General features: G+C 49.4%; 12 protein-coding genes and 2 pseudogenes. 1 reads left to right on the top strand and 13 read right to left on the bottom strand.

The annotated features are described in order from the left end of the window. Positions 1-250 precede the first annotated feature (250 nt). The 12 genes and pseudogenes from HGBM_RS09720 to HGBM_RS09665 all read right to left on the bottom strand — a co-directional run bounded on the left by HGBM_RS09720 (position 251) and on the right by HGBM_RS09665 (position 12,410). Entirely contained in the window at positions 251-1,675 is a 1,425-nt protein-coding gene (locus tag HGBM_RS09720; protein ID WP_019120910.1) for an FAD-linked oxidase C-terminal domain-containing protein, read from the bottom strand. A 21-nt stretch (positions 1,676-1,696) separates the two neighbouring features. Further along, entirely contained in the window at positions 1,697-3,034 is a 1,338-nt protein-coding gene (locus HGBM_RS09715; protein ID WP_019120909.1) for a (Fe-S)-binding protein, read from the bottom strand. A gap of 1 nt (position 3,035) precedes the next feature. After that, positions 3,036-4,349, bottom strand: a complete 1,314-nt coding sequence (locus HGBM_RS09710; protein ID WP_019120908.1) for an FAD-binding oxidoreductase — start codon at positions 4,347-4,349, stop codon at positions 3,036-3,038. A gap of 403 nt (positions 4,350-4,752) precedes the next feature. Next, positions 4,753-5,451, bottom strand: coding sequence for a FadR/GntR family transcriptional regulator (locus HGBM_RS09705; RefSeq protein ID WP_019120907.1), 699 nt, complete (start codon positions 5,449-5,451; stop codon positions 4,753-4,755). Positions 5,452-5,627: 176 nt separating this feature from the next. Further along, on the bottom strand, positions 5,628-6,689 hold the full coding sequence (gene desA / locus HGBM_RS27145; protein WP_051029647.1) for a Delta(5) desaturase DesA: 1,062 nt from the start codon (positions 6,687-6,689) through the stop codon (positions 5,628-5,630). A gap of 183 nt (positions 6,690-6,872) precedes the next feature. Continuing rightward, entirely contained in the window at positions 6,873-7,760 is an 888-nt protein-coding gene (locus HGBM_RS09695; protein WP_019120905.1) for a D-Ala-D-Ala carboxypeptidase VanY, read from the bottom strand. 83 nt (positions 7,761-7,843) lie between these two features. Next, on the bottom strand, positions 7,844-8,983 hold the full coding sequence (locus HGBM_RS09690) for a HAMP domain-containing sensor histidine kinase (protein WP_019120904.1): 1,140 nt from the start codon (positions 8,981-8,983) through the stop codon (positions 7,844-7,846). Continuing rightward, positions 8,976-9,671, bottom strand: a pseudogene (locus HGBM_RS27140) (response regulator transcription factor). The gene HGBM_RS09690 and the pseudogene HGBM_RS27140 overlap by 8 nt, the downstream one beginning before the upstream one ends. 222 nt (positions 9,672-9,893) lie before the next feature. Beyond that, complete coding sequence (locus HGBM_RS09680) at positions 9,894-10,523, bottom strand: class II aldolase/adducin family protein (protein WP_019120902.1); 630 nt, start codon at positions 10,521-10,523, stop codon at positions 9,894-9,896. A gap of 14 nt (positions 10,524-10,537) precedes the next feature. Next, a complete protein-coding gene (locus HGBM_RS09675; RefSeq protein WP_019120901.1) occupies positions 10,538-11,032 on the bottom strand; it encodes an FGGY family carbohydrate kinase in 495 nt (164 codons plus the stop codon). Between the two features lie 134 nt (positions 11,033-11,166). Further along, positions 11,167-11,811: an NAD(P)-dependent oxidoreductase gene (locus HGBM_RS27135; protein ID WP_019120900.1), complete on the bottom strand. Its 645-nt coding sequence runs from the start codon at positions 11,809-11,811 to the stop codon at positions 11,167-11,169. A gap of 35 nt (positions 11,812-11,846) precedes the next feature. Continuing rightward, on the bottom strand, positions 11,847-12,410 hold the full coding sequence (locus HGBM_RS09665) for a sugar-binding domain-containing protein (RefSeq protein ID WP_147512847.1): 564 nt from the start codon (positions 12,408-12,410) through the stop codon (positions 11,847-11,849). Between the two features lie 80 nt (positions 12,411-12,490). Here HGBM_RS09665 and HGBM_RS31615 point away from each other — a divergent pair. Further along, positions 12,491-12,705 (top strand): annotated as a pseudogene (locus HGBM_RS31615) (MFS transporter); the annotation flags it as partial. Between the two features lie 261 nt (positions 12,706-12,966). Here HGBM_RS31615 and HGBM_RS09655 read toward each other — a convergent pair. Next, positions 12,967-15,165, bottom strand: a complete 2,199-nt coding sequence (locus HGBM_RS09655) for a DNA topoisomerase III (RefSeq protein WP_019120897.1) — start codon at positions 15,163-15,165, stop codon at positions 12,967-12,969. Between the last annotated feature and the right edge of the window lie 286 nt (positions 15,166-15,451).

Here is a 15,451-nt window from a genome sequence, read left to right as displayed (position 1 = left end):
AAATGGTTTGCTTAACCTGACATTAATGATATCCCATGCTGATAATTATCCATAATGATAACGGCCTTCGACCTGTGTTTGTTGAGCATTCCTTTCAACTTCGGTTACATATGAAAAGTGGCGTCAAGGTTATGATTCGACAAAAAAACGTGCAGACCCTGTACCATGTGGTACTTTGTCTACACGCTGAGCCAAGTGTTTATATGTACACTCGGCTTTATCTTGATTTACCATTGAATTGTACCGTTCATCACAAATGGCCGACCGCCTTGCGCACCTCTGCACAACGGCTCGGTTTGGGAAACAGTTTGTCAGGGTTCAATAAGTTCTCGGGATTAAACACACTTCGAATCTGAGTCTGGGCCTGAATCTCTTCCTCGGTGAAAATAAAGCGCATCTCCTCCTGTTTTTCAATGCCGACGCCATGTTCTCCCGTGATGGAGCCTCCGACATCGGCACAAACCTTTAACACCTCGGAGCCAACCCTTGCAGCCAATTCCGTCTCCCCCGGCTTTCTGGCATCAAACAGGATCAGCGGATGGAGATTTCCGTCCCCGGCATGAAATACATTGGCAATTCTCAATCCGGAACGTTTACTGATCTCCTCTACCTTTTCCAACACCTCTGGAAGCCGGCTTCTGGGAATGACGCCGTCTTGTACCAAATAATCAGGCGAGATGGCCCCCATCGCCGGAAACGCGGTCTTCCGGTTTGCCCACCACTGGGCCCGCTCCTGTTCATTTTCCGCGACCTTTACCTGAATGACGTTTCTCTGTTTGCACACCTTTAAAATTTCCTCTATTTGATCTTCAATTCCCGCTGAAATCCCGTCCACCTCAATGAGCAGCAGCGCTTGCAGACCCGGGGGATGGCCGACCGGATAGTTACCGGCCTCCACTCCTTCGATGGCGGTTTTATCCATCATTTCCAATGCCGCCGGGACAATCCCTATGGCGATAATGTCGGAAACCGCGTGACTGGCGTCTTCCACGCTGTCGAAGTAGGCCAGCACCGTTTTCTTGTCCTCGGGATTTTTCAGAATGCGGACCGTGATTTTGGTAACAATCGCCAGCGTTCCCTCTGAACCGGTTAAAAGTCCCATCAAATCATAGCCTGGAGCATCCGGCACTCCGCCGATCTCAACAATTTCACCATTGGCCAGCACGAGCTCCATTCCCAGCACATGGTTGGTGGTCACGCCGTATTTCAGGCAGTGGGCTCCACCGGCGTTTTCTGCCACATTTCCCCCAATGGTACAGGCGTATTGACTGGATGGATCAGGCGCATAGTAATACCCTTTGCTCGCCACCGAGTTGGTTAACTTCAGGTTGACGAATCCGGGCTGTACGACAGCCAAGCGGTTTTCCCAGTCTACATGCAGCAGTTTTTTCATTTTTACCAGACTGATGATGACTTCCCCCCCCAAAGGGGCAGCCCCTCCGCTCAATCCCGTTCCCGCTCCGCGCGGAATAAACGGAATCTTCCGCCGATGGAGCAGTTTTACAACCTGTGATACTTCTTCTGTCGTAGCCGGAAATACCACCGCACGCGGCGGCTGCTTGTGAATCACATAGCCATCGCATTCATAGGAAATCAGATCTTCTTCCCGGTACAAAACGGATCCTGTTCCGACAATCACCGCCAGCTCGCGAATAAGCGCGTCCTGAGCCTGCATCGCCCACACCTCCTCTCCCTGTCATTTTCCGCTCTCCCCTTCCGCCTGGTAGGCCCGGTCGAGCAGTTGTATCGTATGAACGACTTTTGCGCTGCGTCCGTGCTTCCTGACGCCGATCGCCATCTGCAGCATGCATCCGGGATTGCCCATCGAGATCAGCTCCACATCCTCCGGGACATAGCTCATTTTTTCATCCAAGACCTTCCCGGCCATGTCAGGATTGGTAATGTTGTAGATACCGGCACTGCCGCAGCAGCGGTCGGCATAAGGCATCTCGACCATTTCCACACCCGGGATATCCCGCAGCAGCTCTCGCGGTTCCCGGCGAACACCTTGCCCGTGCGCCAGATGGCAGGCATCGTGATAGGTCACACGCGTTCTTACTGTTCCTTGCGGCTTCTGGTACCCATGGTTCATCAAAAATACAGCCACGTCCTCTATCTTCCCGGCAAATTCCACTGCTTTTTGCCCATACTCCGGATCGGAATGGAGCAGCTCCGGATATTCCTTTAACGCACAGCCGCAACCTGCAGCATTGACGACGATCTTATCCACTCCCGCAGCCAAAAAAGCGTCAATATTTTGCCTGGCCAGCCGCTTCCCTTCGTCGCGGTCTCCCGCATGGACGTGAAGAGCGCCGCAGCAGCGCTGGTTGCGCGGGATCACTACTTCGTATCCGTTGCGAACCAACACCCGAATGGTCGCCTCGTTGATATCGCCAAACATGACGTCCATCACACATCCGGTAAGCAGAGCGACTCGCATTTTCCTTCTGCCCTCGGCCGGAGCGACTTCCGGGTATTTCTTTCTCACCGGGACCTTGACCTCTGGCATCACAGCCTCCATATTTTGAAGATGCTGCGGCATCATCTTCAAGAGACCCATCCCGCGGGCCAAAGTCTGCATGCCGCTCTTCTGGTACAGCTTGATCAGATTTCCCAAGGTATGCAGACGATGGGGATGCGGGAAAACCCCCCGCAGAAAAAACTTGCTGACAGCGGCCTTCCATCCTGTCAATGGAATGGATTTGCGGATCTGACCGCGCGCCTGTTCGATTAAGGAGCCGACTTTTACACCGGAAGGACATGCCGTCTCGCAAGCCCGGCAGTCCAGACAGGTAAAAATGGGATCTTCAAATCCCGCATTTAGTTCGATCCTGCCCTGGGCAACCGCCTTGATTAAATGCACACGCCCTCTGGGGGATTGGTGTTCGTGCCCGGTTTCCAGATAAGTCGGGCATGATTCCAGACACATTCCACAGTGTACGCATGCCGAGAACTTATCCTCATCAGGCGGATCTTCCCACAGGTAATTGCTTTTTGTCTGGGACTCCGGGTAATCCTTTACTTGGATACTCATGTTAAATCCCTCCTATAAACCGTTTTGGGTTTAACACGCTGTGGGGATCGACTGTCCGCTTGATACCTTCCAGAAGTGGAAAGTAAGCCGGCTTTTCTCCCCAAACATCGACTTTTTGGCGCAGCGACAAAGGAGCGTGCTGGACAACGGCATAGCCGCCACGCGATTCGGCGTGGCTGCGCACTGCTTGGACGAAGGGGAGCAGCTTCGACTCCTCTCCTTTCACGTAGGCGCGAGAGATTCCATGACCCGCCCCTCCATGAACGATTACCTCTGCCTGCAGTTCCTGACCAAGCTGGTGGCAAAACGAGACCACCTCAATGGCATCCAGATTCTTGCTGCCAACCTTCAGCCCGATCTCCTGGTCCTCTGCAGAGCCAGGATGGGCTCCTTTGGGAGAGATCCGGGCAAAACGATCCCACCACAGGTCCGCCTCATCCTGTGAGAGCACCGAGAGGGAAGCGTTCTTCGGGAGGTGGCGCTTCAGCCACTCAACCTGGTACTGAACTGCCTTTTCCACATCCTCGAACGCTATGACCAGGCCATACTCCCTCATCCCATGCAACCGCTCGTTTAGGGATGGGCTTAACACTTCAAGGGATACAGGTTCAATTTGAGAGTCCAGGATGGCTGTGGCAAACGAACGGATCGCCTGCCAGTCTCCGTCGGGAAAGGCGAGGATTGCCAGACTTTTATAGGCAGGACATGGGCGCAGCTTCAAGGTTAGTTCACTAATCACGGCAAGCGTTCCCATCGATCCGACAAACAGCTTGTTCATATCGTACCCGGCTACATTTTTCACCACTTTTCCGCCCGTTCGGATCACTTGACCGTTGGGATAAATCAGGCGAAGGCCAATTAGCAAATCCCTGGCGGAGCCGTATCGCAAACGCTTGGGGCCGCTGTCATTAGCGGCAACCACACCCCCAATCGTGGCAAATTCCGGCCAGGCCGGGTCAATGGGGAGCATCTGCTTGTTCATTTTGAGGTAGTCGCCGATTTCTTTCATCGTTGTGCCCGCTTTGACGGTAATCGTCAAATCCCCTTTTGAATACTCCACGATCCCACGGTGGCGTGAAAGCGACAGCAAAAGATCGGCCTGCTCTTCAGTCCCGCCAAATCCTCTTTTCGTTCCGCCGCCCATGGGAACGACCTTCAAACCGTGCTCATTCGCGTATTGTAAAATGGTTGAAATCTGTTTTTCAGAATCGGGGTAAGCAATCCATTGTCCGTTGTTGCCCAATGGATGGAATTCCCCCGGCACGACTTGAATCTGTTCTTCTGCAAAAAGTTGATCCAAAGCTGTTAATACCATGCTCTTCACCCCCGGTATGCTTCCGCTGGCTAACGACAGCCTGTTATCCCTCTCTTGACCTACCGCTTATCTGGCGTCTGTCTGACAGGATCATGCGGCCATTTACTTTTCAGATATCAGATAAGTCATCTGTGTACTTCATTATATTTTCCGAAAACTATTTTGTCAATTTCGCAATTTTAAAATATTCATACACAAAAACATCCGAGAAATGCGAAAGGCGAAACATTTTAATGTTCCCCCTACCCTGGCCAACAGAATCTCTGATATTTTAATTCTTGGCATTTTATTCTGTGATTTTTTAAATTCAAATAATTATATCTGAATACAAAAAAACATCCCGTTTCACCTGATGAAGTGCAGCGGAATGCTTGTCGATTTCCCGATACTGTTTCAGAAAGGGCTAATGATTGTCTTGGACTTGATTTAATAATGCTTCCACATACGTCAGATGCTCCAGCATGCGCTGTCTGGCCGCTATACCATCTCCCATTTCAATGGCTTTGTAAATGTTTTCATGTTGGTTAAAAATATTTTGGCCTAGTTGTGAGTCAGACAAGATAATTCTGTGGCATTCCTGGATAGCCTTCTTCGTGGTTGACGAGATAATCTCCATCAATTGTACGAGTATTTCATTTTGCGTGGCTTCGGCGATGGACAGATGAAATTCGTAATCGGCCTCCCAACCTTCGATTGAATTGACCGACTTCATGCTCTCAATTGCATTTTTCATCTTGGCCAGGTGTTCAGGCTGCCGATCAACTGCAGCTGCCTCGGCAATACCCGCTTCCAAGATCTTGCGCACATTAAATATTTTTATGACATCTTTTCGCTTTAACAGGATCGATTCATAAAACAACTGGGAATAGTTATAGTGGCAGACATAAGTCCCTTCCCCCCGTTTTACATCGACGAGTCCCTTCCCTTTTAGTGCAGTAATCGCATCGCGAATAGCCGAGCGCCCTACGTCAAAAGCTTCGCATAACTCCCGAACAGACGGGAGCTTGTCTCCCGGCTGTACCTTGCCTGATACAATCCATTGTTCTATCTTCTCCGAAACGATATCAGATATCTTCCTATTAGGAATTTTCTCTATGTTCATTTCGTTCCACGCCCCTCTGTATCAAGATATCTGATCCTGAATTAAGATCATTTAATCACAGAGAATATGGCATAGCAAGGGAGCAGAAAATACAAAGCCATCGGACAGGATGATCGCTGACCCGACGGCGCTTGAAAATGATCGGAATCGATTGGAAAGGGACTTCCATCCGAATATTACGACTCAACCGGCAAACCGCTGCCCGATTCCCCGTCGAGAGCCTTTCCCTTGTTCTTCTTCGGATGTCGCCGGATCTCGCTAAACCCCACAAACGTCTTGCTCTCTTCATTCCAGACGCGAAATCGCAGGGACCGCAAGCTGGATGACAGCGTGATGCTTGGAACCTCTTGCAAAAAAGGATTTTCGCTGTGAACGACAGGCAGATAGTAGTTCGGTACCCGCGGACTCAAGTGATGAATGTGGTGAAAACCGATATTTCCCGTGATCCAATGCAGGAGCTTCGGCAGTCTGTAAAAAGAACTTCCTTGAAGCGCCGCCTTCACGTAATCCCAATCTTCTTCCTTTTCAAAATAAGTGCCTTCGAACTGGTGCTGCACGTAAAACAGCCAGATACCCGCGGCCCCTGAAATGAGAAAGATCGGGCCTTGAACCAGGAGAAACGCCTGCCACCCCAGAGTCCAGCACAAAACCCCCGCAATCGCGGCGATGCCCGCGTTGGTGAGATACGTGTTGAGCCGTTCCTTCAGCCCGCAGCGCCTTCGGTTAAACCGGTAATCAATCAGGAAAATGTAGATCGGGCCGAGCCCAAACATCAGTACCGGATTTCGGTAGAGCCGGTAAACGATCCGCTTCCACAGAGGCGCCGACACGTACTCGTCCACCGTAAGCGTCCAGATATCCCCGGTTCCTCTCTTGTTCAGGTTGCTGCTCGTGGCGTGATGGACGGAGTGGGTATAGCGCCACTGTTCATAAGGACAGCAAGTCAAGATGCCGGTGATCGTCCCGACGATCGCATTCGCTCTCCGATTCCGAAAAAACGACTGATGACAGCAATCGTGGAAAATGATAAATATCCGGATCAAAAACCCTCCGGCCACAACAGCCAAAAGCAGGGTCAACCAGTAAGAAATCGACAAGCACAGGTAAGCACCGTACCACATTAGAGCAAACGGTACAAGCGTATTGAAAAGCTGCCAGACACTGGACTTGATGCGGGGCTTCTCGTAAGGGGCGATACTCTTTCGCCAGTTGGCTTGTTCTTGTTGAAGTGTGCTGATTGTAATCTTCCTCTCTTTCGATTCTTTGTTCCTACTAGTGTTATCTGGATTCCGAATCAAAGGGGAAGACTGATTCATGCCCAAATCTAGTATGAAGGGGGTTTTTGGGAGGACTTTCAAACGTTTTTTTCATTGTAGCAGATTGGAGGAAAAGAAGCGATGAACGATATTTTTGTATGCAGTTCACTCCTGCTGCGGCTTCTCGTTCTCGGGGTACAGAGTCACTATGATGCCACCCATATTGTCACCCGAAATCGTATAGTAGCGATTGACTGGCACATCGATCGTAGTATCGCGGGAAACAGGGTAATATGAGATTTCATATGTTTCACCATCGACTTGAACCGACAAGTGCTCATTTTCTCTCACGTAATCCAAATACTCTTCCAAAGCAAAATGATGATCTTGAATAATCGCACTGTGCGGCATACCTACGTAACGGTAATGCCAGGGTTCAAATACCGTGCCTGTGATCGCTCTTTTGTCCTCCGGATAGCGTAAAATAAATCCGTATTTCCAAGCGTTTTCTTCAAGCCATGTTCCTTCAGGCGCTTGCTCCATTTTCATTTGGGTAGACCCGATATCAAGGGCTAAACCCAGATTGTGTTCGCTGTAACCGCCCGGCATAGCCAGCTCCGGGCCCATTTCTTCATAAAGCTGATTTTGTTCTTCAAAGCTGCGATAACCGCTGTTGATCATAAAATGGCTCACGTTATCCTTTTGAGCGGCTCCAACCATCTCCAAAAATGCTTTGGCTACGCTCTCTGACGCTTGAATGGAGCTGTCGAGCAAACCGTACCCCCTGACCAGCTCCTCATTCTGATACAGATGAACCACATCGGATTTTACTCCCATTTTATGAACCGGATACTCTTTATTCACCAGCAACAGATTTCCCTGGTATACCTGATCCTTCGCTATTTCGATCGTTTGGTATGCCCCCGGTGAAATCACTCCTTGCGTTGGATTGTGCTCGTTGCCTGCAGACCCATATACGCCCCCTGCTATCTGTTGAAAGGCTTTACAACCGAGAAGTAATAGGATGATAAGCCAAAAAACCCCCTTTTTCATTCCCAGCTTCCTCCTTCATGTTTTGCTCATTCAGGATAGAGAAAACTGTTTAAATAAAAAGTGGGGTAAAAATAAAATATTTCTTAAATGATCGGGTTTGTTTCGCGTTTCCAACCGGATTCTTCTGATAAGTGTTCTTGCGGCAAACGCACTTCAAAGATCGTACGAACGGTACTGCTTTGGGCAGTAATCGTTCCGTTATGCTGCGTTATAATATTTTTGGCAATAAACAAGCCGAGACCTGTACTTCCCCCTTGGTGAGATCGCGCTTTGTCCCCGGTAACAAACATGTCAAAAATATACGGCAGCACCTCCGGCGGGATCTGATCTCCGTAGTTGATCACCTGCACCACCACATCTTCTCTGTCAAGATAGCCGTTAATATCGACAAACTGGCCGTCATTTCCATAACGGATGGCATTCGTCAGGAGATGTTCAAATACGCGTGCCAGCAGTTCTCCATCGCCGCGGATCGGCATATGCGGAGTCACGTTCAATCTGGATGTCAGTTCGTTTTTTTCAAAGGCAGGATACAGTTCTTCATTCACTTGTTTAAGCAGTTCGCTCAGATCGATTGGTTTTTTTTCAATGGAAAGCATACCGTAATTCATTCTCGTTATTTCGAATAACTCATCGATTAGTTTTTCCAATCGCTGGGACTTGGTAAAAGCAATGGTTGTATAATGCCTGACTTGTTCTTTCGTCAAGTGATCGTCATTCAGAATGAAGTCCAGATACCCTATTACAGAAGTCAACGGGGTGCGCAAATCATGAGCCAAATTCAAGACGAGCTGGTCTTTGCTGCTTTCTGCAAAATCTCCTCTTTCTATCGCTTGCTGCAATTTTACGATTGCCAGATTAATGTCTTTGGCAATATCTCCAAACTCATCATCGGATGAGATCTGAACCCGGCTTGTAAAGTCGCCATTGGCAAGCTGATGGATTCCAGCGGAAATCTCCTTAAAATAATCCGCATAACGCTTGGTGAGAAGAAAGAAAAACAAGATCGCAAGCGGGATAAAAACAATCAAAAAAACGTTAACATCGCCAATATTCCGGATGAATGCGCGGACGTCATGCAGTGGATCCTCGTATCGAACATTGGAACGGTAATAAAGCTGGAGAGCTTTGTAGAGCAAATAGGTGATCGCACCGGACAGGAGCATACTGACGCCTAATAACACGATCATTTTAAACCGAAAGCTCCGTATGATTTTAGCCATTGAACGAGTACCCCACACCCCATACGGTTTTGATCCATTTATGTTTATTCTTATCTTCTCCAAGCTTTTTTCGTAAGGTTCGGATATGCACCATGACGGTATTGTTGTTTTCGTAGTATGCTTCCCCCCAGACCTACTGGAAGATATTTTCGGCGCTGTAGACTTTTATGGGGTGGCGGGCCAGCAGATACAAAATATCAAATTCTTTTGGCGTGAGCTCAATCGGTTTGCCATACAGGCTGACGGTGCGTTGATCTGGAGAAATGACCAATCCGCCTGCCTCCAGTACCGTGTTGTTTACCGGTGTTGGCTGATTCAACCGCATGGCGCGACGCAGCTGAGCATTTACGCGAGCAACCAATTCCATTGGATTAAACGGTTTGGTCATGTAGTCATCTGCCCCCATCACCAGTCCCGAGATCTTATCCATGTCTGAAGCCTTGGCACTCAAAAAGATGATCGGCATGTGATGCTGCTCGCGAATTTGTCGGGTTGCTTCGTAGCCGTCTAACCTGGGCATCATGATATCGAGAATCGCCAAGTCGATCGAATGGGTTTGAACAGCGTGAATCGCGTCCTTGCCGTCAGAAGCGATTACGGTGTGATAACCCTCTTTTTGGAGATAAAGGGCGATCAGCTCCGCGATCTCCGCCTCGTCATCGGCTATTAAAATGGTAATCGGCTTCAATTTATCCAACCCCTGTCTATCATCTTTTTGATAAGTATATCAGGTTCAAGGCCAATCTACTCTATGAAGCTCTGCCATTCGCTCGCCATCAAGAAAATAAGCTCTCGATCCACCGAAGGAATCAAGAGCTTGAAGACCGGTCTCTATCAGGGCAGCCCGGGTTACCGATAGCTGCTCCTTTTTGTATTCCTGCAGGCGACGCTGAAGCAAAGCTTAACGAACTTAGCCGCTCATATAGGTCTTGAAGCCTTCTACCGCCTCGGCCAGATCCTTGTCACTCAGCGGCTTTACGCTGTTTAACAGGTGGCATCCAAACGCCAGGTGAGCCACCTCTTCAATGGCCTCGGCCCGCCTGAAAGCGTCCTTTAATGTCTCTCCGACGGCAATCACGCCATGATTGGCCAGTAAAACACCGTTATTGTCACCCAGGGTATTCACCGCATTGATCGCCAGTTGTTCGGATCCATATCGCGCATAAGGCGCTACGGCAATTTGATTGCCGATGTCCGCCGCGATGTAATGGACGATCGGGATGGGAATGTGGGCACAGGCAAACATGGTAGCGTAAGTCGAATGCGTGTGGACGATCGCCTTGATTCTGCTGTTATGTTTATAGATACTGCTGTGCATCGGCGTTTCAGTTGAAGGTTTCCGCTTGCCTGCAAGAACGGCGCCGGAAACAAGGTCAACCTCCAAAATGTCCTCTTCCTCGATTTCCGCATACGGCAGGGCGGATGGTGTAATATACATCGTATTGTCTATTCTCACGCTGATATTCCCGGCTGTTCCTATGACCAGACCATTTGCCTCCATCAATTTTGCGTAATGGACGATGTCTTTTTTTATCTGCATGTTATCACTCCCGCTCAAATTTTTATCGTTCGTTTATGCTGCTTCGAAAAGCAGCCCATTTTTGATACAAGCTGCGCAAATACGAGCTTTCCGGTGCACTCATATCCAACCCAGTCGCTGATGCTCGTAAAGGCTGATATTTTCTCCCGAATATGGGGCTGCCTTTCCTTTACGCCGCGCAGTTTCAGGGCAGAAAATCGCGTACTGATCCAGCGGCCTGTCAATCCGTAAACCTTGTCAAAATCTTTCATGTCACTCTCCCACTCTAATCCGCGATTCTCAATATGGGGGAATCCAATCAATGAATTTCCATCCCTGCCCAACAAGACAATTCCTTGTCTTTGGTTTGTGGAGGAGACAGCCAAAGCTTCTACATCAGGCGCTTGATTCAGCACTTCTTTCGCTAACTGAATGATGGTTTCCCAGATTGGCTGTAATTGAAAAAAGTGGCTGTCGGGAAAATCAGCGTCTTGATGGTACTGGATGACAGAGCTCTCCAACGCCAACACTGAGATACCCTTTTCTCATAACGGACTCACCCCTATTGATTGGGAACGAATGACTTTCTGTTGAAAATGTTTTGTTGACTTTGATGCTTCGCCCACTTTACCAGACTTTCATTCATGATGACGGAGTGATGGTCTTACACTTCATAGCTGGCTCCTGCGATATGGGGAGTTGCCAAGACATTCGGCAGCTGGATCAGCTCGTAATCCTGTTCACTCGGCGGTTCCTGATCGAACACGTCCAGGATGGCGCCTCTTATCTGGTTGTTTTTCAGCAGCTCCAACAGACTTGCATTGTCAACGACGACAGCCCGTGCCGTATTGACAAAGATCGCTTCCTTTTTCATCCTCTTCAGCAAATCAGAGGAAATCATTCCTTTGGTCTGATCGTTTACAGGCAAATGAATGGAGACGATATCGCTCTGTTCGAAGATTTCTTCCAAGGCAAGCTGCTTGTAACCGACGGACTCGGCAGCCACAAACGGGTCGTAATACTGGATGAAACAAGGAAAGTGTTTGATCATATTGGCGATTTTTTGCGGAACTGCTCCAAATCCGACGAACCCGACTGTTTTCCCCGCCAGTTCATTCCCTTTAAAATTCAGGTAAGCGCTAAATGATTCGCCTTCCCAATTTTTCTCCGCCAACCATTTCGTGCTTGGAATGGTATGCCGCATAAATGCGATGACGTTCCCAATGAACAATTCTGCAACCGCCTGCGCATTGCGGGCAGGCGTGTGAAACACCGGGATTCCCTGTTGGGAAGCTGCAGCCACATCCACATTGACAGGATTCGCCCTGCATACCCCGATAAATTTTAGCCTTGATAGCTGTTTTTAATAGTTTCATCCTTCAGCAGAATGTCTCTGATTTCCTTGCTCTCTACGATCATCGGAGCAGGCAGGAAGAATGGTTTTGCATCGATCGCATACGCCCAGGTTTGGATAAGGGCCGAGGCAGGGATCTCGTTTTCTTTCGTCCCCGCACTGCCGCATAATTGAACCAGCTTCAATTGAGGCCGCGGTTCGCACAGATGCATGAACTGACCGACGGAGTACATGGTTCTCCCCCAGCTTAATCCGACCGAACCTTGGAAAGGCAAAATACTGTTTAGATCATTCGCAATCGTTGTTTCAAACGAATAGCCCTGATGCCGTTTTACCACGACGGCATCTTTTAATTTGTATTGCATGACTAATTTCGCTTCCAAATCGCTTTTTCTTGCATGGTCTGTCTTGGACTGAATGTGAAATTGTACAATCCCCTCCTCCCTTGCTTCTTGTAAAAAGCGAACGACCGAAGACCTGCCAATGTCCAATTGTTCTGCAATCTCTTTTTGGGTCAAACCAAGGATATAGTACATTTTGGCAATTCTCTCCAAAAAGCCCCTCGCGGACAAAAGTTCATCACTAGACACTCATACAAATGAAAACGCTTTACAAAAAAGGAGCTGCAACGAATATGACAAGCATAAACGGAAAAGGAAAATTTTTATCCTCCATCGGAATACCTCCCAGCTTGTTCTGGGGCTATCTCGGCATCATTATTTTCATGATGGGAGACGGAATCGAACAAGGCTGAGTCCTTACCTGGTTGAACACGGATTTTCTGTTCAGCAATCAGCTTCCTTGTTTACAGTATACGGAATTACCACTGCCATATCATCCTGGTTTTCCCGGCAATTTCGCGTTCATCTCGGCATTGGGACTTATCTGGGGAGCTTTGCTGGCGGGTAATGTGCCTTTATCGGCACTGGTTCCTTCATTGGTCAAAGAGGACAAAGGCGCAGCGCCATCCTGTATTTTGCGGGCGCCTACCTGACGAAATTCCTGACCCTTGATGAAAAGTGATGCGGACCCTTCGCTCTGCCGAAGACCAGACGTATGCCGGAGTCCGTGCCAGTGGCGTGACTCCGGTTACGTCTTCTGACAGCTTTGTCAGTCCTCCAGCTTCAGTTTGGCAAGAGCATCCTTGAGCGCGGTATTCATCATGCCGTCTGCTTCCTTTTCCTGCTGTTTCAGATATTGGGCTACTTCTCGTTTGGACATCTTGCTGTTTTTTTCCTTGCTGCGCCTCGCCTGGAAAGCAGACAGCTTCTCTTTGTAGCCGCAAACGCAGACGAATGTTTGCCCCTCTCCCTCGCCTCTGAGCTCTAGCCGTTTGTGGCACTGCGGGCATCTCGCATTTGTCGATTTGGCGACGCTTTTCCGGTACCCGCATTCCCGATCCTGACAGACAAGCATTTTGCCTCTTTTCCCGTTTACTTCAAGCAAAAATTTTCCGCACTCCGGACATTTCGTTCGCGTCAGATTATCGTGCCGGAATTTCTTCTCGCTGTGCTTGATTTCCTGAACGACCGCCTTGGCATAGTTCTTCATCTCGCCGATAAACGCTTGCTTGCTCAGCTTCCCTTTGGCAATCGCGTTCAGCTTCTGCTCCCACTGCGCAGTCAGCGTCGGGGACTGCAGCTCTTCAGGAACCAGCTCCAGCAGCTGTTTCCCTTTCGACGTGATGTAGATGTGCTTTCCTTTCTTTTCGATCAGAAAGCTATGGAACAGCTTTTCGATGATATCGGCCCGGGTCGCCACGGTGCCAAGCCCGCCCGTTTCCCCGATGGTCTGGATCAGCTCCTTGTTTTCATGGGCCATGTACTTCGCCGGGTTCTCCATCGCCGACAGGAGACTGGCTTCGGTAAACGGCTCAGGCGGCTTTGTCTCCTCGGTTGTTTGGGCGACTGAGGTGATGGAAAGCCGATCCCCTGTGGAGATGCTTGGCAGCAGTTGTTCGGCTATGCCGTCTTTGGCCTCCTCTTCCTCGTAGTCGTGATCGTACACCTCTCTCCAGCCTTGAGAGATGACCCTCTTTCCTTTGGCGACAAAGGCCTGATCGCCGATTTTGGCCTGAATCGTAGTCTGTTCGTATTCAAAAGGAGGAAACAAGACGGCCAAGAAGCGTTTTACCACCAGGTCAAAAATCTTCCGTTCCCTGTCGCTCAGGTTCCCGAGAAAAACGGTCTGCTCTGTCGGAATAATGGCGTGGTGGTCAGACACTTTGCTGTCATCGACAAAGGATTTGTTTGCTTTGATCCCGCCGCGCAGGACTTTTGCCGCCAGTTGGGAGTACGGCTTGATCTGCACCGCCTTGACCCGGTCCGTCAGCGTTTCCACGATATCGGAGGAGAGATAACGGGAATCGGTACGGGGATACGTCAGCACCTTATGATGCTCGTAGAGACTCTGCATAATGGAGAGCGTCTCCTTGGCGGAAAAGCCGAAAAACTTGTTGGCATCCCGCTGCAGCTCGGTCAAATCATAGAGCGGAGGCGCGTAGCTTTTTTTGTGCGCTTTCTTGACCTCGGTCACCTCCGCCTCCTTTCCCTTTATGGACTTTATGATTTGCTCGCAGGTCTCCTTGGAAAAGGTCTTGATATCCTTCGTATTCGCCTCCTGCCAAACCAGCCGCAGGCCGTTCTTGGCCACAGCTGTGATTCCGTAAAAAGGCTTCGGGGTAAACGCGCGGATTTCTTCCTCCCGCCTGGCGATAATGGCAAGCGTAGGCGTCTGCACGCGGCCGCAGGAAAGCTGTGCATTGTACTTGCACGTCAAGGCTCGCGTCGCGTTGATGCCTACCACCCAGTCCGCTTCCGCGCGGGCGGCGGCAGATGCGTAGAGCTGTTCGAATTCTTTTCCGTCTCTTACCCGCCGGAAACCCTCTTGAATCGCTTTATCAGTCACAGACGATATCCAGAGGCGCTTGATCGGCTTGTTTACCCGCACCATCTCGAGAATCCATCTGGCTACGAGCTCTCCTTCACGGCCCGCGTCAGTAGCGATCACGATTTCCTTTACGTCTTTGCGGCCCATCTGCTGTTTGACCGCCTGAAACTGCCTGCTGCTCTCCCGAATCACCACCAGCCGGAAGGAAGCGGGCAGGATCGGCAAATCCTCGATCTTCCACGAACGGTATTGTTCGCCGTACGCTTCCGGATCCGCCAACGTGACGAGATGCCCCAGCGCCCACGTCACAATATATCTATCTCCCTCAAAAAAACCGTTTCCCTTTTTTGGACACTGCAATACTCTCGCGATGTCCCGTCCAACCGAAGGCTTTTCAGCCAGTACCAGCGTTTTGCTCATTTGCGACATCCTTTCAAACCATCTCACAATCAATATTTCCATTCTAAACAAAAAATACGGTTGACGGGGAGTTAATCTTAAAGACGCTGTCATTTACGAGGTGAAAGTTATAAGAAATCGAAGAAGCAGCCGAACATAACGGTATCTATAGAAGAAGGGGCATTATTGAGCCACGAACTGTGGACCCGTAAGATTTAGAAAAAAGTACCCTCTTGCGGGTCACAGTTCATTACAATTAGTGCCCCAGTGTTTAAATTATTTCTAATTTATCAATAAGTTTATAAAC

This window comes from Brevibacillus massiliensis, assembly GCF_000311785.1.
GTDB classification, from domain to species: Bacteria; Bacillota; Bacilli; order Brevibacillales; family Brevibacillaceae; genus Brevibacillus_C; species Brevibacillus_C massiliensis.
This window is presented reverse-complemented; position numbering and strand designations above follow the sequence as displayed.

What these genes read in the sequence shown, in the direction of transcription:
- HGBM_RS09720 (WP_019120910.1), bottom strand. Translation starts at nt 1,675, where the DNA reads ATGCAGGCTCAGGACGCGCTTATTCGCGAGCTGGCGGTGATTGTCGGA.
- HGBM_RS09715 (WP_019120909.1), bottom strand. Translation starts at nt 3,034, where the DNA reads ATGAGTATCCAAGTAAAGGATTACCCGGAGTCCCAGACAAAAAGCAAT.
- HGBM_RS09710 (WP_019120908.1), bottom strand. Translation starts at nt 4,349, where the DNA reads ATGGTATTAACAGCTTTGGATCAACTTTTTGCAGAAGAACAGATTCAA.
- HGBM_RS09705 (WP_019120907.1), bottom strand. Translation starts at nt 5,451, where the DNA reads ATGAACATAGAGAAAATTCCTAATAGGAAGATATCTGATATCGTTTCG.
- HGBM_RS09695 (WP_019120905.1), bottom strand. Translation starts at nt 7,760, where the DNA reads ATGAAAAAGGGGGTTTTTTGGCTTATCATCCTATTACTTCTCGGTTGT.
- HGBM_RS09690 (WP_019120904.1), bottom strand. Translation starts at nt 8,983, where the DNA reads ATGGCTAAAATCATACGGAGCTTTCGGTTTAAAATGATCGTGTTATTA.
- HGBM_RS09680 (WP_019120902.1), bottom strand. Translation starts at nt 10,523, where the DNA reads ATGCAGATAAAAAAAGACATCGTCCATTACGCAAAATTGATGGAGGCA.
- HGBM_RS09655 (WP_019120897.1), bottom strand. Translation starts at nt 15,165, where the DNA reads ATGAGCAAAACGCTGGTACTGGCTGAAAAGCCTTCGGTTGGACGGGAC.